The sequence below is a fragment of the Limibacterium fermenti genome (assembly GCF_041902845.1).
Lineage (GTDB): Bacteria > Bacteroidota > Bacteroidia > Bacteroidales > Dysgonomonadaceae > Limibacterium > Limibacterium fermenti.
Genome location: NZ_CP159486.1, coordinates 1091068 through 1111168 on the forward strand (window position 1 = coordinate 1091068; position 20101 = coordinate 1111168).

22 protein-coding genes and 1 pseudogene are annotated in these 20101 nt (G+C 44.6%); 18 read left to right on the plus strand and 5 right to left on the minus strand.

Annotated elements, in window-relative coordinates:
- The first annotated feature begins 69 nt into the window (after nt 1-69).
- Nucleotides 70-939 (plus strand): neutral zinc metallopeptidase, encoded by an 870-nt coding sequence (locus tag ABNK31_RS05030; protein ID WP_418894618.1) that lies wholly within the window; start codon nt 70-72, stop codon nt 937-939.
- A gap of 91 nt (nt 940-1030) precedes the next feature.
- On the opposite strand, the gene ABNK31_RS05035 is transcribed toward ABNK31_RS05030, so the two are convergent.
- The 3 genes from ABNK31_RS05035 to ABNK31_RS05045 are packed head-to-tail and all read right to left on the minus strand — an operon-like array spanning nt 1031 to nt 4818.
- On the minus strand, nt 1031-1726 hold the full coding sequence (locus ABNK31_RS05035) for an ABC transporter ATP-binding protein (protein WP_418894619.1): 696 nt from the start codon (nt 1724-1726) through the stop codon (nt 1031-1033).
- A gap of 27 nt (nt 1727-1753) precedes the next feature.
- Nucleotides 1754-3244, minus strand: coding sequence for a DUF5687 family protein (locus tag ABNK31_RS05040; RefSeq protein WP_418894620.1), 1491 nt, complete (start codon nt 3242-3244; stop codon nt 1754-1756).
- A 32-nt stretch (nt 3245-3276) separates the two neighbouring features.
- Nucleotides 3277-4818, minus strand: coding sequence for a helicase HerA-like domain-containing protein (locus ABNK31_RS05045; RefSeq protein WP_418894621.1), 1542 nt, complete (start codon nt 4816-4818; stop codon nt 3277-3279).
- Nucleotides 4819-4983: 165 nt separating this feature from the next.
- Here ABNK31_RS05045 and ABNK31_RS05050 point away from each other — a divergent pair, with 165 nt between their 5' ends.
- Complete coding sequence (locus ABNK31_RS05050) at nt 4984-5487, plus strand: hypothetical protein (RefSeq protein ID WP_418894622.1); 504 nt, start codon at nt 4984-4986, stop codon at nt 5485-5487.
- Here ABNK31_RS05050 and ABNK31_RS05055 read toward each other — a convergent pair.
- Nucleotides 5442-7748, minus strand: a complete 2307-nt coding sequence (locus ABNK31_RS05055) for an ATP-binding cassette domain-containing protein (RefSeq protein WP_418894623.1) — start codon at nt 7746-7748, stop codon at nt 5442-5444. The genes ABNK31_RS05050 and ABNK31_RS05055 overlap by 46 nt on opposite strands.
- Nucleotides 7749-7880: 132 nt before the next feature.
- The gene (locus tag ABNK31_RS05060; protein WP_418894624.1) at nt 7881-9245 is read right to left on the minus strand and encodes an IS110 family transposase; all 1365 of its coding nucleotides are present in this window, start codon (nt 9243-9245) and stop codon (nt 7881-7883) included.
- Between the two features lie 245 nt (nt 9246-9490).
- Between ABNK31_RS05060 and ABNK31_RS05065 the strand changes: the two genes are divergently transcribed.
- The 16 genes and pseudogenes from ABNK31_RS05065 to ABNK31_RS05140 all read left to right on the plus strand — a co-directional run bounded on the left by ABNK31_RS05065 (nt 9491) and on the right by ABNK31_RS05140 (nt 20024).
- On the plus strand, nt 9491-9871 hold the full coding sequence (locus tag ABNK31_RS05065) for a winged helix-turn-helix transcriptional regulator (RefSeq protein ID WP_418894625.1): 381 nt from the start codon (nt 9491-9493) through the stop codon (nt 9869-9871).
- A 70-nt stretch (nt 9872-9941) separates the two neighbouring features.
- Nucleotides 9942-10298, plus strand: a pseudogene (locus tag ABNK31_RS05070) (KilA-N domain-containing protein); the annotation flags it as partial.
- A gap of 42 nt (nt 10299-10340) precedes the next feature.
- Entirely contained in the window at nt 10341-10850 is a 510-nt protein-coding gene (locus ABNK31_RS05075) for a ClbS/DfsB family four-helix bundle protein (RefSeq protein ID WP_418894626.1), read from the plus strand.
- Nucleotides 10851-10962: 112 nt separating this feature from the next.
- Nucleotides 10963-11193, plus strand: coding sequence for a hypothetical protein (locus ABNK31_RS05080; RefSeq protein WP_418894627.1), 231 nt, complete (start codon nt 10963-10965; stop codon nt 11191-11193).
- Nucleotides 11183-11512, plus strand: coding sequence for a type II toxin-antitoxin system RelE/ParE family toxin (locus ABNK31_RS05085; RefSeq protein ID WP_418894628.1), 330 nt, complete (start codon nt 11183-11185; stop codon nt 11510-11512). Before ABNK31_RS05080 ends, ABNK31_RS05085 begins: the two co-directional genes overlap by 11 nt.
- A gap of 18 nt (nt 11513-11530) precedes the next feature.
- On the plus strand, nt 11531-12091 hold the full coding sequence (locus ABNK31_RS05090; protein WP_418894629.1) for a Crp/Fnr family transcriptional regulator: 561 nt from the start codon (nt 11531-11533) through the stop codon (nt 12089-12091).
- A 78-nt stretch (nt 12092-12169) separates the two neighbouring features.
- Nucleotides 12170-12856, plus strand: coding sequence for an L-2-amino-thiazoline-4-carboxylic acid hydrolase (locus ABNK31_RS05095; protein ID WP_418894630.1), 687 nt, complete (start codon nt 12170-12172; stop codon nt 12854-12856).
- 63 nt (nt 12857-12919) lie between these two features.
- Nucleotides 12920-13258: a type II toxin-antitoxin system RelE/ParE family toxin gene (locus ABNK31_RS05100; protein ID WP_418894631.1), complete on the plus strand. Its 339-nt coding sequence runs from the start codon at nt 12920-12922 to the stop codon at nt 13256-13258.
- Nucleotides 13259-13271: 13 nt separating this feature from the next.
- Nucleotides 13272-13583, plus strand: a complete 312-nt coding sequence (locus tag ABNK31_RS05105) for a helix-turn-helix domain-containing protein (RefSeq protein ID WP_418894632.1) — start codon at nt 13272-13274, stop codon at nt 13581-13583.
- A 23-nt stretch (nt 13584-13606) separates the two neighbouring features.
- Nucleotides 13607-14269 carry a hypothetical protein gene (locus ABNK31_RS05110; protein ID WP_418894633.1) on the plus strand — a complete coding sequence of 221 codons (663 nt, stop codon included), beginning with the start codon at nt 13607-13609 and terminating at the stop codon, nt 14267-14269.
- A complete protein-coding gene (locus ABNK31_RS05115) occupies nt 14269-14811 on the plus strand; it encodes an HXXEE domain-containing protein (RefSeq protein WP_418894634.1) in 543 nt (180 codons plus the stop codon). Before ABNK31_RS05110 ends, ABNK31_RS05115 begins: the two co-directional genes overlap by 1 nt.
- Nucleotides 14812-14814: 3 nt before the next feature.
- Nucleotides 14815-15231, plus strand: coding sequence for a PH domain-containing protein (locus ABNK31_RS05120; RefSeq protein WP_418894635.1), 417 nt, complete (start codon nt 14815-14817; stop codon nt 15229-15231).
- A 528-nt stretch (nt 15232-15759) separates the two neighbouring features.
- Complete coding sequence (locus tag ABNK31_RS05125; protein ID WP_418894636.1) at nt 15760-16569, plus strand: GLPGLI family protein; 810 nt, start codon at nt 15760-15762, stop codon at nt 16567-16569.
- 120 nt (nt 16570-16689) lie between these two features.
- Nucleotides 16690-17499: a GLPGLI family protein gene (locus ABNK31_RS05130; RefSeq protein ID WP_418894637.1), complete on the plus strand. Its 810-nt coding sequence runs from the start codon at nt 16690-16692 to the stop codon at nt 17497-17499.
- A 474-nt stretch (nt 17500-17973) separates the two neighbouring features.
- On the plus strand, nt 17974-18705 hold the full coding sequence (locus tag ABNK31_RS05135; RefSeq protein ID WP_418894638.1) for a DUF6261 family protein: 732 nt from the start codon (nt 17974-17976) through the stop codon (nt 18703-18705).
- A 71-nt stretch (nt 18706-18776) separates the two neighbouring features.
- Nucleotides 18777-20024 carry a hypothetical protein gene (locus ABNK31_RS05140; RefSeq protein WP_418894639.1) on the plus strand — a complete coding sequence of 416 codons (1248 nt, stop codon included), beginning with the start codon at nt 18777-18779 and terminating at the stop codon, nt 20022-20024.
- The last annotated feature ends 77 nt before the right edge of the window (nt 20025-20101 follow it).

Sequence of the window (20101 nt, forward strand, 5' to 3'; positions counted from 1 at the left end):
AAATAAAATAATCAGGCTGCTCTCCGGAGCGGCCTGACTTTTACCCTATAACCCTTTAACGCATCGAATATGAAATGGATCAACAGAAACGATAGTGAGCGCAACTATGAGGACCGCCGCGGCCGAGGTACGAAACGAGGAATGGCTTTCGGAGGAGTGGGAGCGATTGTGATTGTTGTCATTGCCTTATTGCTCGGGCAAAATCCCCTGCAACTATTGGATATGGCCGGTACCGGCCTTTCTTCTTCTACGGAAGAGGTGACCGACCCGTCGCGGGCGAAGGAAAATGAAGAACTTAAGGTTTTTACATTGGGCGTTTTCAACAGTGCAAACGATGTATGGGCCGAAATATTCCGCCGGCAGATAGGCGAAACCTATCGTCCGCCCACACTGGTTACGTTTACCGATCATACGACATCCCCTTGTGGAGAAGCTTCCGCATCGACCGGCCCTTTTTATTGTCCTACCGATGAGAAGGTTTACATCGATTTGAATTTCTTTCATCAGTTGTCCGGCGAGTATGGCGCGAAAGGCGAATTGGCGATGGCGTATGTGACGGCTCATGAAGTGGGGCATCACGTGCAGAAGTTGTTGGGGATCATCGATCAGGTGAATCAGGCACGGGCGCGGCTGAGTGAAAAGGAAGCCAATAAGTTGAATGTAAAGGTGGAGTTGCAGGCGGATTTTTTTGCAGGTGTATGGGCCTATCAGGCGCAGAAAATGAATATCATTTTACTGGAGCCGGGCGATTTGGAGTCCGCCATCAGCGCTACTACAGCCGTCGGTGACGATACGCTGCAAAAAGAAGCGATGGGTTATACCGTTCCGGACTCGTTTACGCACGGCACGGCGGCACAGCGTACCTATTGGTTCCGTAAAGGATACGAAAGCGGCGACATCCGTCAGGGCGACCCGTTTAATGATCCGGATTTGAATTAATTGAGGCAAGTCTGTTAGAAATTACGAATTACGAATTACGAATTACGAATTACGAATTACAAATTACAAATTAGGAATTACGAATTGTGGATTAGACGGCAAAATACGCTTCCAACTCTTTTAAGGTATCTTCGTTGGTGAAAATATCATTCACAATATGTCCTTTTTCGAGGACAACAATACGTTCGCAGACGTCGGTTACATGATTCAAATCGTGACTGGAAATAAGCATCGTCATGTTTCGGGTCGCTTTCAACTCATTCAACATCCTTTTCAGGCGGATTTGGGAAGACGGATCAAGCGCCGTAAAGGGTTCGTCGAGGATGAGTATCTGCGGGTCGCCGATGAGAGCGGCGGCGATGCCCACTTTCTTTTGATTCCCTTTTGAAAGATCGCGGATGAATTTGCGTTTGCCCAAAATTTCGCCGTTGAAGAACTCCGTCATCGATTCGAGAAAAACAGTTATATCTTCTTTTGATTTTCCATAGACCTTTCCGGTGAAAGAGAAAAATTCTTCCGGCGTGAGAAAATCGATCAAGAACCCTTCATCGAGAAAAGAGCCTACATAGGATTTCCATTCGTCACGGCGGGCGACGGTCTCACCATTCACCCGGACTTCTCCCGATGACGCCTCTATCAAATCGAGAATCAAGCGGAAGAAAGTGGTTTTCCCCGCGCCGTTATTTCCTACTAGCCCAAAACTTTCCCCATTCGCGATAACCAACGACGGAATGTCAAGTACGGCAACGCCATTGTAGAACTTTTTTAATTCGGTAACCTCTATCATCTGTTATAAAGTAGTTTGATTTTTATTCTATTCCTTTTTTCTAAATCCTTCACACAAGGCATATTTGCGTTGTATAAACCGTCTTTGGCAAAGCGTGAGTAGCGGCTTGCTGAAGATGACGCCGATAACCCCGAGTGCGGCAAACACCCATATAGCAACTTGTTCCGCTCCGAAAATGGATACAATGCCGATAATTGCCATGGGGCCGATCATGACCGGCAGGACAATCAGAAAATTCTTATAGGTGGTGCCCTGGTAATTCATAGCCGAGCCTTCATTCAGATTCAGCCGCTTGGTATTGTAGGAGGCAAAATAAAGGAGGAGAAAGATGTTTACCCCGATGTTATACAAGAAAGCGGATACTTGTAAAAAGATCACCTTTGTGCCGAAAAAGAAATAAGGCGTCGTGACGATAAAACACAAGATATTGAAGAGCATCATCAACGTGTAATTGGCTCGAATATACGTGTCGGCATTCATCTTTTTTGTCATCAGGCAGTCGAAGTGTGAACCGTTCCAACTGATCAGCCACTGGCCGAACATCAGCATCAGCGATCCGGTCGCAATCATGGCGATAAAAAATGTAAAGCCGTAATTGTCGTCATACATTTTCTTAGGATAAAAGAATAAACCGTAAAGGAGAAAGAGGATGGATACGAATAGCGTCGATTTCGTTCGTTTGTTTCTCGTAATCAATTTTAATATCAGGGATATGAAGGAGCCTTCTTTCCCGAAACGATCTGTAAAAGAGAATTTTTTCAGATAGCTCTTGCCGCCGGAAGCCTGTTTGGATGCTTTTTCGGCATATTGATGTTGCGAGAAGAATCGTTTGTTCAGGACGAAAGAGAGTCCTGCTAGGCCTGCTACAATCAACCATCCGAAAGGATTGCCGATTAAAAAGTCGAAGATGCGCAGGGAAATATCGAACAAGGAGAAAACGTGAAAATACTCCGATAAAAAGAGGATGCCGGCAACCAGCATAATGACCGCCATCGCCCACGGATTGCTTCCGTATCTGCGCTTGAGAAGAGACGCGGTGAGGATGTTGAACCACACGAATAATACCGTGATAACGAGCAACCGTAGCGCCGCCCATCCCGAGTGATACGGCGCCTTCCATGCAATGTTCCCCGCAAAAGGAATCATAAACAATAAGGCGGCGTAATTGACCGGATTGAAGAGTGGGCGCAGTAACAGATAGTTTATCAACCTGGTGCGCTTGATAGGCAATATTTGATAAGGAGTAGGGTCGAGCGCGTTCAGAGGTTGCATCAAAAAACGCAAGGCGAATATAATCAATACGATATAAAGCAAAAGGCCGTTAAATGCTTCCACCGGTTGATAATCGGGCAGCGCATCATGCAAGATGGAGGGGGCGATAAACCCCATCAAGACGAGCATGGCGGCGAAATATAGTCCTGAAATCGCTAAGAGTATGTTCACTACCAGGTTTCGGTGAAATCCCGGAGCGCGATACGTTTTCAGCCATTGATGTTTGAATAGTTCGAATGTAATCATGTCGGTTATCTGATAAACAGATGAGTGCAGGCTTATCTTTTCTTTCCGAAGAAAGCGCCGAAGATGCTCCGCGTGATGTTTCGTCCCAATTGGTTCGTCATTTGCCGTGTGGCGCTACGGCCCACCTGCTCGATGAGTTCGCCGATGATGCCGCGCTCTTCTTTCTTGCGGCGCGCTTCGGCCCGTTGCGCTTTTTCCGCTTCACGGGCAGCCTTTTCGCCCTCTTTCTGTTGTTTTATCCGTTCTTTCTCTTCTTCGGCTTTACGGCGTTCTTCGGCATGAAGGTTCTGTTTTTGAGACAATATCTCGAAAGCCGACTCGCGGTCGATCAGTTTTTCATATACCCCGTAGATCAGCGATTCGCGGTTGATTTGGTCGCGTTCCGCGGGAGTGATGGGGCCGATTTGTCCTTGCGGAGGGAGCACAAAAGCCCGTTGAACCATTTGTGGCGCGCCTTTTTCGTCGAGGAACGAGACCAATGCTTCCCCGGTGGAGAGTTGGGTAATCGCTTCGGAGGTGTCGAAGGCCGGATTGGCGCGGAAGGTATTGGCGGCCACGCGCACCGCTTTTTGATCGTTGGGTGTATAAGCCCGCAAGGCGTGTTGCACTCGGTTGCCGAGTTGCCCGAGAATCGTTTCCGGTATATCGGCGGGATTTTGAGTGACAAAATAAATGCCGACCCCTTTCGAGCGGATCAGGCGTACGATCTGTTCCACTTTTTCGAGCAGCGATTTGGGCATATCGTTGAAAAGCATATGCGCTTCATCGAAAAAGAAAACCAGTTTCGGCTTATCCATGTCGCCCACTTCGGGCAGGTTTTCAAACAGGTCGTCGAGCAGCCATAGCAGGAAAGTCGTATAGACGCGCGGAGAGTTCATCAGCTTGTCGGCGGCAAGGATGTTAATGACCCCTTTTCCCTGTTCCGTTTGAATAAAATCGGTAATGACCAGTTCGGGTTCGCCGAAAAACTTATCGGCCCCTTCGCTTTCGAGGCGCAACAAGGCGCGTTGAATGGCCCCGATGCTTGCCGGCGAAATATTTCCGTATTCGGTAGTGAATTCCTTACGGTTATCACCCACATATTGAATCATTTTCTGCAAATCTTTCAGGTCGATGAGCAAGAGTTGGTTATCATCGGCAATCTTAAACACCATCGACAGGACGGCCCCCTGCGTTTCATTCAATTGTAATAACCGTTCGAGCAGTAGCGGCCCCATTTCGGTAACCGTCGTGCGGATGGGGTGCCCCTGCTCCCCGAAGATATCCCAGAAGCGGACGGGGAACTTTTTGTATTCGAAACCCTTTTCGGCCAATTGATAGTCTTCCACCCGTTTGGTTACGCTGTCTTTATTTCCTCCGGCTTTTGCTACGCCCGAAAGGTCGCCTTTCATATCGGCGGCGAAAACGGGAACGCCCATTTCGCTGAATGTTTCCGACAAAGTTTGCAAGGTAACGGTCTTTCCGGTTCCGGTAGCGCCGGTAATCAATCCGTGGCGGTTGGCCATTTTAGGCGTCAGGCACACTTCCGCGTCATCGTTTAGGGCTATAAAAGCGCGATTGCTGTTATCGAACATGATGCATCTAAGAATTTGATTGTTTTATGAATGCACAAAGGTAAAGAATTATTTTGAACTGTATGGGCAAGGGGGTGGTTTTCCTCATCATCCATTATGCATTTTCCATTGTCCATTATTTACTATCTTTGAGCAATAAAAAATCAGAACAACAAAAGCGATAATATGGCGGGACATTTCGGCTTCTCTTATGTCGGATTGATGTATCTATTGATGTTATTTATTCCGAATGTTTTTTGGGCAGCGCATCAACCGGCGGGATACGAGCGGATAAAAGATAAAGAGAAAAAGATACCGGTTTTACTTGAGCGTGCGGGACAAGTCGGCGTTACGGCTTGTGCGTTGGTTTTTACCGACTTCAATCTTGCTCCGTTCTCCGCGTGGAGCGTATGGTTGATCGTCTCCTTCGGATGTATGTTATTGTATGAGGTTTGTTGGATACGGTATTTTACCGGAAAGCATACATTGAAAGACTTTTACGGCCCTTTCCTGAGTATTCCGCTTCCTCTTGCCGTATTACCTGTCGCCGCATTCCTGCTTCTCGGAGTGTATGGAAAAGTGGGTTGTATGATGCTCTTCGCTGTGTTACTGGGGATCGGACATATAGGTATTCACGCGAATCATCATAAGGAAGCTCTGCGGATGGCATCGACACCGGAAGAGGAATGAAGGATATCGCGTACATATTTTTTCAGATGCTGTCCGGTTAAGGAATGTCTTTTGTTGAGCAGATCGGACGGAATCCCTTCGAAGATAATCTCGCCGCCGTCTTTGCCGGCGCCGGGGCCCATATCGATGATCCAATCGGCACGAAGGAGCACGTCCATGTTATGCTCGACGATCACGACCGTGTTTTTAAGGTCCGCCAGTTTATCAAACAAAGCGGTGAGTTTGGAAATGTCCGCCCCGTGTAATCCTGTGGTCGGTTCATCAAACACATAGCCGTTTCCACGCTTGCCGAGTTCGGCGGCCAACTTCAACCGCTGGCGCTCGCCGCCTGAAAACGTGTCCAGCGATTGTCCGAGCGTTAGATATTCCAATCCCACTTCACACAAGCGGGTAAGCGGGCGGGTGATCTCCGGCTCGTCGAAAAATGCGTGCGCTTCGCTTACCGTCATCGCCATGATATCGGTAATGCGCTTCCCTTTTAGTTTATATTGAGCCACTTCGGGTTTGTATCCGCTGCCGTGGCAATGTTCGCAACGCACTTCCACCGCATCGAGAAAAGCCAGGTCGGTCGTCAGTATGCCGGTGCCTTTACACTCGGGGCAGGCGCCTTCGGAATTGCGGCTGAATAACGACGCTTTGACGCGGTTAGCTTGTGCGAACAGCGTGCGTATATAATCCGATATCCCTGTATAAGTGGCTACATTCGAACGTTTACTGCCGCGTAAAGCACTTTGATCGACGACTACAATATCCGGATGCTGTTGAATGAGTGATTGGATAAGCGAACTCTTTCCCGATCCCGCAACACCGGTAATGACCGTTACCACTTCTGTCGGTATTTGCAGCGATAGGTTTTTCAGGTTGTGCAACGAAGCACCGCGAAGGGTGAGATGTCCCGCCGCTTGTCTATAATGTGTTTTGAGAGATCTCTTCTGATTCAAATAGCGGGCGGTAGGCGTTTGCGCTTTCAGTAATCCCGCATAATCCCCTTCGTAAATCACGCGGCCGCCTTTTTCACCGGCGCCGGGGCCCATATCGACGATATGGTCGGCAATAGCGATCACGTCGGGATCGTGCTCGATGATAACGACCGTATTGCCTTTGTCGCGCAGTTCCATAAGCAGCCGGTTGAGTTTGTGCACGTCGTGCGGATGCAGCCCTACGCTCGGCTCGTCAAACACATATAAAAGGTCGGAGAGGCTGCTTCCCACGTGGCGCACGAGTTTGATCCGTTGCGATTCGCCGCCCGATAACGACGCCGTTTCGCGGTGCAAACTTAAATATCCGAGTCCGATGGCAATCAGATGATCCAGATTGGCTCGTATCGCTTCGAGTAATGGCGCCACCGACTCGTTTTGAAGTGTGGAAATGAATGTGCGCAGATCATCGATTTGCATCGCGCAACATTCGGCAATGTTTTTCCCGTTTATTTTGCACGCCAATACCTGAGGATTGAGTCGCGCCCCATGACAAGCCGGGCAGGGGCCTTGGTGAACGACTTCGCGATAACGGGCGGCATTTTTACCGCCGATCTCCTTCGATTCTTTCTTCAGGAAACTTCGTTCGAAGCGGGGGATTATTCCTTCGTAGATTCCTGTTTTGGGGAAACGCGGATCGGCATCGGTCAGTTTTATCCCGTCGGCATATAGTAGATTGCGCCATTCTTCCGACGAGTAGTCGCGTATCTTTTTATCGTTATCGAATAATCCAGAGTACGCATAGCGTGTCCACCGCCATCCGCCCGGCTCGAAGGTCGGAAAGTGAATTGCGCCTTCGTTCAATGATTTGTCTTTATCGATCAACTCGTCGATATCCACCACATTGGTTTTGCCCAATCCCTCGCACACGGGGCACATCCCTTGCGGATTGTTGAACGAGAAGAGCGTCGAATGCCCCACAAACGGGTGTCCTATCCGTGAAAACAGTACCCGGAGCAAGGCGTAAATATCGGTGACCGTGCCTACGGTGGAACGCGCGTTGCCTTGTATCTTTTTTTGATTGACCATAATCGAAACCGGTAGGTTCGCAATGCTTTCGACATCGGGTTTGCCGTATTGTTGCAGGCGGTGGCGGATAAAACTGTCGTACGTTTCGTTCAACAGCCGTTGTGATTCGGCTGCGATGGTCTCGAACACCAGCGAGGTCTTCCCCGATCCGGATACGCCGGTAAAAACGGTAATCTTCTTTTTGGGGATGCGTAACGATACATTTTTCAGATTGTTCTCTTTCGCTCCCCTGACGGTGATTGGCTGTTGATCCATATAATTGCGTGTTGTTTGGCGCAAAGATACGGCGTTGTAATCGATTGGACAATAACGGATTTTTTGTTCATGGGGTGATGAATTTATCGCCGTGTGAGTAATAAATGCTTATCTTCTATATAACAAACCATTTCATCCGCATTCTTTGATTTGATTTTGAAGTTTTTCGAGGGTTCTTTGGGTCTTAATCAATTTTCTTCTAAGTATCTCGGTTTCGCTCGTTTGGGTAAAAGAGTCATCAAACTCGACCTTGTATTTAACCATTGTATAGAGTATCCTCCCCAATTTGTTCGCAGTAGCGATAATAGCCGGCAAGTAACCGCTTTTTGCCTGTATACGCCGGAAGTAATATCCTAAGGGCGTTTTACTTGTTTTCAGGGAGTTTGCCGAAGAACGCAGGATTTGTCCAACAGGATTCTTCCGCTTTGGAATTTTGCTGGACTGGAGTTTTCCTCCCGATATTTTGTTGTTGGGTGTGAGATTACACCAACAACAAAACTGTTTGTATGAGTCAAACTTATCGGTAAAATCGTGTCCCAGCTCACCGGCCAACCGCAACAGGGCCGCTTCACTGACACCCGGTATGCGCATCGCGTTGACACCCCATAATCGGATCGCGTGCTTTTCGATATCTATCGTGACGGCATTCTTTTGAGCTTTTGCTTTTTTCGCCCTTTGCTCCGGCTTGGAAGTTTCTTCGGGTTTAACGTCTTTGAGATACTCCTGCAGGATGCCCTCTATCTGCTTGTCACAATCCTTCATCAGGTTTTGGTAATATACATACAGTTCATAGCTTTGTTTGAGCATGAACAGCAGGTCTTCGTCCCAATTGGCCTGCAGGGATTTGGCGATGGTTTCTTTGGGAGATTTGCATCGGGGATCGGCCAAAGCCGATAGTTTTCGGGCATCGCGTTCCCCGGCCAGAATGGCGCGAATAATCTCCTGTCCCGATTTTCCCAAAATATCGCTGATGACATTGCCCAATTTGATGTTCATCAATTCCATGGCCTTTTGCATGTGGAGCACTTCCCGCGAAGAAGCTTTCAACAACCCGTCACGGTGGCGCGATACATTGCGGATGCGCCGGGCATGGTTCTGGGGTTGGAAACTGGCTCTCAGAAGCCCGTAACTATGCAAGACCATGATGGTTTCGGCATCTACCCGGTCGGTCTTCTTTTCACTGATATTTTTGATGGCCTTGGCGTTGACCAGCAACACATCGAATCCATCCGATTCCAGTATCATGTAGAGTTGGACCCAATACACCCCCGTGGATTCCATGGCGACGGTTTCAATGCCACAGGCTTTAAGCCAATCCGATATAAGGTGTAAATCTTGCGTAAACGTGCCGAAGCGGCGGTTGTTTTCTCCATCCCGCTCTTCCGGGACACATACTTGCATTTCGGTGGAAGAAACATCGATACCCGCCGAATTGGGATTCACGATTTCCAATTTCAATCCCTTGCCTGTCTTGATTTTTTTCGCTTTCTTTGCCATAGTTTTAACTTGTGAATAAATAAAAGCCTCATCAAGCCCGGATGCTTTAAACAATGATAATCTTCTATAAGGTCTCATAGGAACCAAGTATTTCATTACGAGCAAACCGGAACCGTACTTTGCATTGGAGTCGTATCCAAGATAACTTGTGGTTTACTTGCTTGATGGGGCTTCGCAAGTTATTAATTATTTCTCATTTTCAGAGAAAATCCTAACTTTGCAAGTGGGAAAAAAGAGATGTTTTTATGTATATAAAGAAAAATCCGATGGACTATGCCGATTGTCCGGTGCGCATTGCCATTGATATTTTGTCGTCGAGTTGGAACGCATGGCTGATATCGGAGATCGACAAAGGGGTATGCCGTCCGTGTGATTTGCAGCGGACGATTGCCGTCGCACCGAAAAGAGTGCTGACCAAACAATTGGGCGAGTTGGAGAAGATGGGGGTGCTGGAGAAAAAAGTATATCCCGTGCTCCCCCTGAAAGTGGAGTACCGGCTGACGGATGCCGGCCGCGGGCTTATCCCGATTCTCGAGGAAATGGAGCGGTGGGGTGCCGGTTATAAGCACAAGTTTTTAAGCCGGGCAAGGGATTCTGAGGATATGTTGGTTCATTTTGATGAATAGAATAAGTTGCTCGGAAGAATTCAATAAGTTAAGAGAATTGTTTTCATTGATAAGCCGGCCAAAAAATAATATGACGAAGAACAAGAAAATAGAAGTCGAGGGTAAAGAGATAACCATCCTTATTGAGGAAGGAAAAGATTTTATTTCCCTTACAGATATGCTAAAAGCTAAGGACGGAGATTTTTTCATCTCCGATTGGCTACGTAACAGAAATACCGTAGAATATTTAGGTGTTTGGGAATCTGTTTATAATCCGGATTTTAATTATGGCGAATTCGCCATAATTAAAAGTCAAGCCGGTTTGAATAGTTATAAGTTAAGTGTAAAAGAGTGGATCGCGAAGACGAATGCTATCGGACTGAAGGCAATGGCGGGCAGGTATGGAGGAACATATGCTCACCCGGATATAGCTTTTGAATTTGGAATGTGAATTAGTCCGCATTCTAAAATTAAAATAAAACCGTACTATATGGCAAGACCGACTACAAAAGAACAGTTATTACAGTATAGCGAAGAAAATTTCCATACGTTATTCGCTCTTATCGGTTCCATGACCGCGGAGCAACAAGAAACGCCGTTTGGTTTTGAAGACCGGGATAAAAATGTCCGCGATGTGTTGATTCATCTTTACGAGTGGCACCGGTTGTTGCTGCAATGGATCCGCTCCAATCAGGCGGGACGGAAGATGAACTTCCTCCCGGAACCGTATAATTGGAAAACATACCCCCAAATGAATGTCGAATTTTGGAAAAAACATCAACAGACTTCTTTGGCGGAGGCGGTGAAACTCCTCCGGCAAAGCCATGCCGAATCGATGGAGCTTATCGGCTCTTTCTCAAACGAACAATTATTTACCAACAACTATTTTTCATGGACGGGATCGACCAGTTTAGGAAGTTATTGCGTTTCTTCCACTTCAAGCCACTATGATTGGGCGATAAAGAAAATCAAAAAGCACAAGAAGAGCCTGCCAGATTGAAAAGGAAAAGAGATGAAATCATTCAATAAATTCCGAATCACATATCCATAAATAATCATTATCCGGCATATTGAAAAAAGCAGTATATTTGCCGGTATAAAACTAGAAGGATATGATTACTTTAACGCTCAAGAAGGGAAATGAAAAAGATGTGGAATTATTAATCGACATCGCTGAAAAATTAGGGTTGGAACTTGTTGTTTCCGAAAAAGAAGAGGCCCAATTGACGGCTAAAGAAAAGGCCTTTTTAGGTAGATTAAACCGTTCTGCCCATGAAGCAAAAGAAATAGCTGCCGGAATTAGAAAGGGCAAATCGTTAAATGAACTGCTGAATGAACTATAGTTTTGAAATAACGGATGATTTTGCCAAAGAACTCAAAGCTCTTGCAAAAAAGTATGCTTCTATTAGATCTGATATTCTGAAACTACAGCAAAGTATTATTGAAAATCCTGAACAAGGAATTGAATTAGGAGGAGGCTTTAGGAAAATACGCTTCTCTATAAGTTCCAAAAATAAAGGAAAAAGAAGCGGGGGACGTGTCATTACCTATGAAATTATTTTTAATACTGAAAATGAGAAAATTATTTTTGTCGCCATTTATGATAAATCGGAATACGTATCTATCGATTTAAATCTTATCAGAAAGAGTTTAGGTCTTTAATTACAAGCAATTGATTCTATGACGGAAAACTTGATAAGAGAAATAAAAAGAGTCGATATCCGTATAGATCCGGCGGAGTTGGAACGCTGCTTCCGGCAAAGACTACTCTCGAAAAATGAAGTCCTGCTGGATTTTCATTCCGTATGCCGTCATTATTATTTCGTCGACTCCGGAGCGCTGAGGGTCTTCTTTTTGGAAGACGGCGAAGAGCACACCGCCTGGTTTGCTTTCGAAAACTATTTCTTTACGGAATTGGAAAGTTACACAAACGGCACGGCATCCCGTTACCGCATCGTGGCGACGGAAGATGCGGAGCTATTGCAGATAACTAAAACCGATATGGAATTCTTGCTTTCACGATACGATTGGTGGAAGGAATTCCTCTTGTACACACAGCAACAAATTATCCTGAAACTTACCGGTGTCGTCCGTTCTTTTCAAACGCAATCGGCCGAAGAGCGTTACGACGCATTGTTCACCCATCCTGATTATATCCAACGAACCAAACAAAAAGACCTTTCTTCCCTGATGGGCATTACCCGTTACTCGTTGAGTCGCTTGCGGAAAAAACGGCGGTAAGCGGAAGTTGCCTTTTGTCAATTTTTTCTTCCTCGTCCTGCCGTAACTTTGCCGTAAATAAATTATGTACGGACGATTATGGATAAAGAAATATTTGACTACGATAAAAGCGCCTCTTCCCCGTTGGACAATTACCGGTTGATAGAACAAGGCGTTTTTGAGTATCTGCGCGATGAAAAAATACTGGAAACTGATCGGTTGGACACGTTTGCCATCCTTTACCAAAAGAAATTCGAAGCGCTTCTGCCGAAGGTGCAATCGCTCATTTGCAACGATCTCGATAAAGGCAATGTGTATTTTGTATTGATTACGGTGTCTGTTTATGAGCTGTTTCTGGAACAAGGCCTATCGCAGGAAGAAGCGTTTGTATTGACAGACCGTTGCATCAATAAGCCGTTGCGGAAGTATTTAGTCGAAGGGACAAGGCTGTTGCTCGATTATTCCGCCGATCCTTTCGATACGCTGGTAGCCGCTTCGAAGGAACGCGAAGCAACGTATTTCGGCGATAGTTTTGACTTCGAACGGTTGATGGATGACTCCTATGGATATATCCTCCATATAAAAAGATGCCTTTTCCACGAAACGCTTCGAGTGTTGGGCCGAACCGGTTTACAGCCTATATTATGCCGCATGGATTTGGGTTGGATAAACGGCATCGATCCCGAACGGCATCGTGTGCAATTTGTAAGGCCGGTTACTTTCGCTTCGGCCGATGTCTGCCGGATGTGCTTTATGAGAAAGGAGAAAGAAGCGATAAAGGATTAAAGCATGCAATATGGTTTCGTTATAATGAAACTTTTTGTATCTTTGCTTCGTTGAATAGTTAAAATGAATATACATTTTGAAATTATATTTCTGGATGAGGCTTTTGATTTTTTGCAAAGGTTAGAACGTAAACATTCTGAAAAGATACTTTATAACATTCGTAAAGCACAAGTAGAAAATAATCCGGAACTTTTTAAAAAGTTACAAGACGATATCTGGGAATTCAGGACTTTGTATCAAGGGTTACACTATCGACTTCTTGCTTTTTGGGATAAAATTGATGATAAGAAAACATTGGTAATTTGTACGCATGCGTTCATAAAAAAACAACAAAAAGTCCCTGAAAAAGAAATTCAAAAAGCGATTCAGTGCCGGATTGAATATTTTCGTAAAAAACAATAACGAGACAAAAAATATGACAGAATATACATTAGATGAGGTACAAGACCGCTTAATCGGTGAAAAAGGAACTCCCGACCGTGATCTTTTTGAATATGAACTTCAAATGGATTTGATCGGAAAAGCGATTAAGCAGGTGAGGGTCGCGAGTAAGCTCACCCAAGAGGAACTCGGGGAACTTATCGGTGTCCAAAAGGCCCAGATTTCAAGGCTTGAAAATAATGCAGGCAATGTAACAATGAATACGTTGATAAAAGTATTTACGGCTTTGAAAGCCAAAGTGAAATTGCAAATCGAATTGCCCGATGCAAATCTGAATGTGGGATGAGAATGAAAAGAAAATAGAATAAAATGAAACAAATTTTACGGCATATACCCTATGTTTTGTTGCTTGGAGCTATTTTCATTTCCCCTGTTGTAAAAGCTGATACTTGGGATGACCCGCGTGTGCTTACCTATTATTCACAGAACAAGGAATACAAATTGGTCGTTACTCCAAGGATACTTCCCGAGAAATATTTGCAATGGCATTATTATAAGAGTAATAAACATCCACAAACGGCACGTTTTTTACGGAGAAAGGAAAAATTTATGCGGAATATTTTGCCGCAAGATACAATGTTGATTCCCTGTACCGGCAAATTATACCGGTTTCACGATGCCGATAGCGTGTTGCTATGGGAAAAAGTATTTTTAAATGATATTAGTCCGGTATATGCAATTGTTGCCGATGACGGTTCTATCGTTGCCTCTTTTGATAATTGGCACTCAAAGGGATATGGCGTGAATGTTTTTGTCGTCTATAACGAAAAAGGGGAGGCTAAAAGGACGTATAAGTTGGAAGAATTCAGCCCTTTTCCTTTAAATGACTATTCTCGATCCGTATCATCAATCTCTTGGTATAAAAAGGTTTGGTTTCTTGATAACGAAAGAATTGAATTAGCCTTTCAGACGGAGGACGGTAGGCGGAGCAATAGAATTTATAATGTAAGGACATTTGAATTTGAAAATTAATGGGCGAAAGTTTTACTATAATCCTTTGGTTGCTGCCGGTTGTCTTTATGCTCCATGAGTTTGAAGAAATCCTCTTTTTCAGGCAATGGCTGCATAAAAACAAAGTGTTCCTATCGCAAAAATATCCCAAAGTATCAACCTTTTTACTGGTGCGGGTAGGACATTTATCCACCGAAGGTTTCGTATTGGCTGTGGCGGAAGAATTTGTTTTGTTGAGCGTGGTCACGGTCTTGTCGGTTGTTTTTGACTGTTATTGGTTGTGGCTGGGAGTATTTATGGGTTTTTCCGTCCACCTCCTCGTGCATTTGTTGCAATGGATCGCCTTTCGCCGCTATATTCCCGGTATCTATACCACCTTGTTGGCATTGGTTTATTCTGTTTGGGCGTTCCGGTTTATCGTTGTATACGATTTATTTACTTGGAAAGAAATTATATTGTGTACCATTATCGGTTTTGCGGCGGTGGTACTGAATTTGTTATTGGCACACAAGCTCGCCGCGCTATTCGACGGAAAGCGGAGGCAGACAAAAATAAAAGAATAAAAAATGATAAAAGTATATCGATCTAAAATTGAGGCGGGGATAGTAATTTTCTTGGTTATCATCTTCGGATTTACAGGTTATTTGGTGTTCAGCAATGGATTTCATTGGGCGGCTCTTCTTGTTTTTGCACTTTGTGTGATAGTTACGGCGTACATTTTCTTTTCGATAAAATATATTGTTTCAGGTACCCTATTGAATGTGAAATGCGGTTTTTTAACTAATTTGTATATCGATATTCATACCATCAAGAGTATCTCCGAGACGGATAACATGCTTAGTTCGCCCGCCGCTTCTTTCGATCGTCTGGAAATCCGGTTCGGTAAATATGACAATGTTTTAGTTTCTCCTAAAAACAAAGAGGATGTTATCAATGCCTTATTATTTGTTAATCCGGATATCGAGATTAAGCTACGTCACTAAATTCCAGTGGAGATTATCATAAATGAAAAACAGTATTTTTTTGCACAGGTTGCGAAAAATATTCGTACCTTTATCGTCGCTACGCAAACGAATTGCGCAACAAGTTTCATTTTTTTGACCTATGTGGCTGTTGTTATCGATTCATAAATCCTGGTATATTGTTTTGGACATGCCTGCCCCGACGGGGCAATTGTTGTCTGATATGTTCTAACATTTTACTCCTTTCGGGACATTTTCTCATGAACCGTTTGGTCAGTCTAGTTGATAATAGACTTATTGAATACTGCTATCCCCTGATATTGATCCTAAAAATTTATAAGCAGGTCATGTTATATAATTATTTTTCAAGCATGATAATTATTATAGAATAATGAGAGTTTAATTAATTCCTGCTATATGAATTGTTTAAATGACTTCTCGACTAGCGACAAGTTAATGTCTCATCAAGGAACTTGCAGGCCGAGTGGTTGGGCATATAAAGTTGTATGCCAAGCATAAAATAAATTGATCATTGAAAGATTTAAGAATATGAATAGTAAGAAAATAATTTTAACGATGTGCTTTATTGGTTGCCAAATCCTCGCTTTTGCACAATATATCGATCCCGTCACATTTAGGAAATTAGATATAACGTTGGATACGGCTACAATGGAAGTTACTTATCGATTTACGTTTGTCTGCGGTACGCTCAAACCGGATGTGTATACAAAACCTGATGAACAAACGTTACTGATAGGCAAAAAAATATCCAAATACTTCAGCCAGCAACTCGTAGATAAAACGGAACAGAAAATTTTTTTCAGCGATATAGAAGGAGCTTGTTCATTCGAGATATTTAAGAAATCTCCCGAAAAAGATCGTTTAACCGTTACGGATATCGGAAACGATTTCTTTCTTGGCGCTAACTTCCAATATGACGAAAAGATGCCGGTTATGGATTGGAAATTGACACCCGACACCTGTGTAATTCTTGGCTATCCCTGCCGGAAAGCGACCACAACCTTCCGGGGAAGAGATTATGAAGCATGGTTTACAAAAGCGATCCCGGTGAGCGAACGCCCGTGGAAATTTCATGGATTACCGGGCTTAATTCTAAAAGTGTGGGATAGCAAACGTCAAGTAATATTTGAATATACAGGGCATGAACAGTTGACAAAACCTAAACCCATTTTATGGTATGGATTGGAATATCAATATATCACGCGGGAAGAGTTGAGTAACCGTTATAAAGAATTATTGGCCGATCCGTTGGGCTATGCCAAAAAATATTTAACGCAAGTGATGGGGCAGGTCGATTATCTTCCGCCACGTCCCTATAATCCGATTGAAATCGAATAGAAATGCGTTGAGATATCGTACTATAAATCTACTTCTAACTTAAAGATTTAACTTAATTTTTGCAAGTAAATTATAGGCGTCTGCAACCATAAGACTTACGAAACTTGAATAATAAATAATATGAATAGGCGAAAAATAATTTTAGTATTGGCTTTTATCGGCAGTAGTTTATTGGCTTCCGCCCAATATCTCGATCCTTCCTCGTTGGAAAAAGCGCCGATTATCAATTTCGCTGAAACGATTGATTCTGCAGCCTTGAAGGTATCCTACCGGTTTACTTTTGTGCGCGATACGCTCAAGCCGGATATTTATACTCAACCGGATGTACAAACATTACTTATCGGAAGAAAGACATCCAAATATTTCAGTCAAAAGTTTATAGAATCAACGTATCTATCCGATAACATAGGTGTCTGTTCTTTCGAGATTTTTAAAAATCATCCTGAAGGGCAGATGACGGTGACGGATATCGGGAATGAATTCGATTTGGGAACTAATTTTATGTACAAGGAAGAAATGCCCGTAATCGATTGGACGTTAACAACAGACACCTCCACGGTTTTTTATATTCCCTGCCGGAAAGCGACCGCCTTTTTCAGGGGAAGACAGTATGAAGCGTGGTTTGCAAGCAGCATTCCCATCGGCGAGGGACCGTGGAAATTTCATGGATTGCCCGGATTGATATTGAAAGTGTCGGATAGCAAACTGCAAATACTGTTCGAATGTACCGGCATTCAGCAGTTGGCAAAACCGGAAGCTATTGCGATACATCGTTTGAATTATCAAATTACCACCCGGCAAGAACTAAACCGTTTATATAAAGAATTCATGGACGATGTAGTCGGATATTCGAAAAAGCATTTGACGGAACTGATGGGGCAGGTCGATAATGTACCGCCTTTGCCGTATAATCCTATTGAGCTTGAGTAAAGCGCCGCCGTTTGTTTTGCATTTATCCGCCTGTCTGATTTTTGTGATTTGGCCGGGTAAAAATTCTTCCACTATTTTTTGCACGGGTTGCGAAAAATATTCGTACCTTTACCATCGCTACGCAAAAGAATTGCGCAACAAGTTTCATTTTTTTGACCTATGTGGCTGTTGTTATCGATTCATAAATCCTGGTATATTGTTTTGGACATGCCTGCCGACCTGTCGGTAGACCGTATCCTTGCATGAAAATGCATCGCCGACCCGTCGGCAATCCCTTCCCAACCTTTAAAATGCGTTACCGAGCGGTCGGTAACGGTTTCTCATGGCTGAAAACTACTTGCCGACTGCTCGGCAAGCCTTTCTAAAGGGAAAAAACCTCCTGCCGACAAGTCGGCAAGGTACTTTAACGTGTAAATGAAACTTGCCGACGTGTCGGTAGCCACGGTGATTTGTAAAATATAATTGTAAAAGACAATGGATATTTTAAATTTAAAGTTAAGTTATCTGACCAATCATGCTCACAGCGAGTTTATGACGGAAATATGTGATTTGACCACAGCGTCTGATCCGGTAACCCTTAAACTCGAGGCAGGCTTTGCGGATCTGACCAAGTGGCACGATGATGAACGGATAGCCCTCGAAAAGATTTCGAAAAGTCTGTTTGCCAAAGAAAGAGACGAGAAAGATCATGACCGCGACGAGCTGTTCAGCGGTATGGTTCGCTCCGATTGGAGCGCCGTTCGCCATTTCGATCCTGAAGTCCGCGCTGCGGGCGAACGGATTAAAGTGGTATTGGATCATTACGGTAATCTCGCTCCGCTTCCGGTAAAAGACCAAACGTCGAAAACCACCGAATTGATCGAAGAGTTGCGCACCAACCGTGCCGACGATTTGGTCAAAACGGGACTCACGGCGTGGGTGGACGAACTCGAGAAGCGCAACAAAGCGGTGAAGGAGGTCGAGGATAGGCAATATGACGAGGCTGCCGCCAAAACCTTACTGAAAGTGCATGAGGTGCGCCACGAAGTCGATAGAGCATACCGGGCTATGATAAAGCGTCTTGACGCATTGATGTTGATCGAAGGCGAAACGGCGTATGCCGCCTATGCCCGCCAACTCAACGAGCGTGTTACCAAATACCGCAATATCATCGCTAATCGTGAGGGCCATTCCGATGACAAGTCAAAGGAAAAAACCAAGGCATGATTTTTTTAACGAATAGCTGGGGCGCCGCCATGTACGGCTACCCCGGCTTTTTTCCTTAAAACAGGAGTACAATGACAACGAAAACGAAGAAAAACCATCACGAAGCCCAATCGTCGAAAGGCCCTTATAAGGTCTTCCTCGCTGAAATGCAGAAAATGCTCGATTTATTGAACACTTCCGACCGGATGTCGTATTATCCTGCCGATATCAGGCATAGAATGTTTTCCCTGAAATATCTGTTTACCTCTCCCGCCAAAGGAAACGAGTTCGTTACCGGTGTCGAACTTCATCATATTGACGCTAAAACACGCGAATTACTTCATCAGAAAGTCATTCCCTACGAAAAGATCAAGATAAGCCATTACCAACTCCTTCTATTGAATTGTTATTTGAAAACGAGGTACGAGTTGGCCAAAAAAGACCATCTGAACGGGCTGCTGGATGACGATTTGCTGAAAAGATATTCCGATGTGAGCGGAAAAGGTGAAGATGCTTTCTTGCAATGTTTTTTGCTCGATCATCTAAAGATCCTTACGCAGATGAGCAATCCGGAGCATAAGTATTTCGCCCTCGATCTCACCCCCTCGTTGGCAAACTCCGTGGGAGGAAACCGGGTGAAATTGACCGTCGATGTATTTGCTTTTCCACCGAATAAACAAATCCTCCACATACACGATTTCCCCCGCCCGGTGTATGCCATGGGCACGGGCACCATCCATCATTCCATCAATTGGACCAATATCGATGCGCATTTGCTTGGAGATTCCTATCATGGGCCTTCGGAGCAGCTCGGAGTGTATATCCAGTCTCATGCCCTGAAGCGCCTGCAAGAGCGGCTCGACATCCTCGACCAATACGCCCTCAATTACACTTTGTGGAATAATACGGTATCCATTAAGCAAGTCTACCGGTACAAGGGATATTATCTGCTTCCCTATTTGTTGCACGACATAAAAGTGGGTTATCTGGTAGCCCGTATAATCGACGACCGCTTTATCATTATTACCTTCCTGTTCATCACCCATAACAGTTCTCCCGAAGGCGAGCGCCTCAAGCAGATAACCGGGCTTACGGGGCGCGATATCAGCTATTGGAAAATAGATCGCCTCAGCGCTTTTATGAATTTGGATGAGGCAAAGTATCCTGAGCTCATCGCTTTGTTCGAAAAAGCGGGCATGGGAAGTCTGAAGGATTTGAAAAACAAGCAATTTGATATCGACACCCTCCAAACCGGCAATATGGAGGCCTTCGACCATTATATCAAATTGAATAAGGCATATCTGAGGAGTTTTGCTCTGTCCGACGCATTGCAACTTTAATGGAAAAATAGTACCTTTGCCGTCCGAAGGCGTTTTATTCCGGATAGTTTCTTCGGGTCTGTTATGGGATAAAGCGT

Bases quoted from the DNA above. Each gene is read 5' to 3' on its own strand.
- ABNK31_RS05030 (WP_418894618.1), top strand. From the start codon at position 70: ATGAAATGGATCAACAGAAACGATAGTGAGCGCAACTATGAGGACCGC.
- ABNK31_RS05035 (WP_418894619.1), bottom strand. From the start codon at position 1,726: ATGATAGAGGTTACCGAATTAAAAAAGTTCTACAATGGCGTTGCCGTA.
- ABNK31_RS05040 (WP_418894620.1), bottom strand. From the start codon at position 3,244: ATGATTACATTCGAACTATTCAAACATCAATGGCTGAAAACGTATCGC.
- ABNK31_RS05045 (WP_418894621.1), bottom strand. From the start codon at position 4,818: ATGTTCGATAACAGCAATCGCGCTTTTATAGCCCTAAACGATGACGCG.
- ABNK31_RS05050 (WP_418894622.1), top strand. From the start codon at position 4,984: ATGGCGGGACATTTCGGCTTCTCTTATGTCGGATTGATGTATCTATTG.
- ABNK31_RS05055 (WP_418894623.1), bottom strand. From the start codon at position 7,748: ATGGATCAACAGCCAATCACCGTCAGGGGAGCGAAAGAGAACAATCTG.
- ABNK31_RS05060 (WP_418894624.1), bottom strand. From the start codon at position 9,245: ATGGCAAAGAAAGCGAAAAAAATCAAGACAGGCAAGGGATTGAAATTG.
- ABNK31_RS05065 (WP_418894625.1), top strand. From the start codon at position 9,491: ATGTATATAAAGAAAAATCCGATGGACTATGCCGATTGTCCGGTGCGC.
- ABNK31_RS05075 (WP_418894626.1), top strand. From the start codon at position 10,341: ATGGCAAGACCGACTACAAAAGAACAGTTATTACAGTATAGCGAAGAA.
- ABNK31_RS05080 (WP_418894627.1), top strand. From the start codon at position 10,963: ATGATTACTTTAACGCTCAAGAAGGGAAATGAAAAAGATGTGGAATTA.
- ABNK31_RS05085 (WP_418894628.1), top strand. From the start codon at position 11,183: ATGAACTATAGTTTTGAAATAACGGATGATTTTGCCAAAGAACTCAAA.
- ABNK31_RS05090 (WP_418894629.1), top strand. From the start codon at position 11,531: ATGACGGAAAACTTGATAAGAGAAATAAAAAGAGTCGATATCCGTATA.
- ABNK31_RS05095 (WP_418894630.1), top strand. From the start codon at position 12,170: ATGGATAAAGAAATATTTGACTACGATAAAAGCGCCTCTTCCCCGTTG.
- ABNK31_RS05100 (WP_418894631.1), top strand. From the start codon at position 12,920: ATGAATATACATTTTGAAATTATATTTCTGGATGAGGCTTTTGATTTT.
- ABNK31_RS05105 (WP_418894632.1), top strand. From the start codon at position 13,272: ATGACAGAATATACATTAGATGAGGTACAAGACCGCTTAATCGGTGAA.
- ABNK31_RS05110 (WP_418894633.1), top strand. From the start codon at position 13,607: ATGAAACAAATTTTACGGCATATACCCTATGTTTTGTTGCTTGGAGCT.
- ABNK31_RS05115 (WP_418894634.1), top strand. From the start codon at position 14,269: ATGGGCGAAAGTTTTACTATAATCCTTTGGTTGCTGCCGGTTGTCTTT.
- ABNK31_RS05120 (WP_418894635.1), top strand. From the start codon at position 14,815: ATGATAAAAGTATATCGATCTAAAATTGAGGCGGGGATAGTAATTTTC.
- ABNK31_RS05125 (WP_418894636.1), top strand. From the start codon at position 15,760: ATGAATAGTAAGAAAATAATTTTAACGATGTGCTTTATTGGTTGCCAA.
- ABNK31_RS05130 (WP_418894637.1), top strand. From the start codon at position 16,690: ATGAATAGGCGAAAAATAATTTTAGTATTGGCTTTTATCGGCAGTAGT.
- ABNK31_RS05135 (WP_418894638.1), top strand. From the start codon at position 17,974: ATGGATATTTTAAATTTAAAGTTAAGTTATCTGACCAATCATGCTCAC.
- ABNK31_RS05140 (WP_418894639.1), top strand. From the start codon at position 18,777: ATGACAACGAAAACGAAGAAAAACCATCACGAAGCCCAATCGTCGAAA.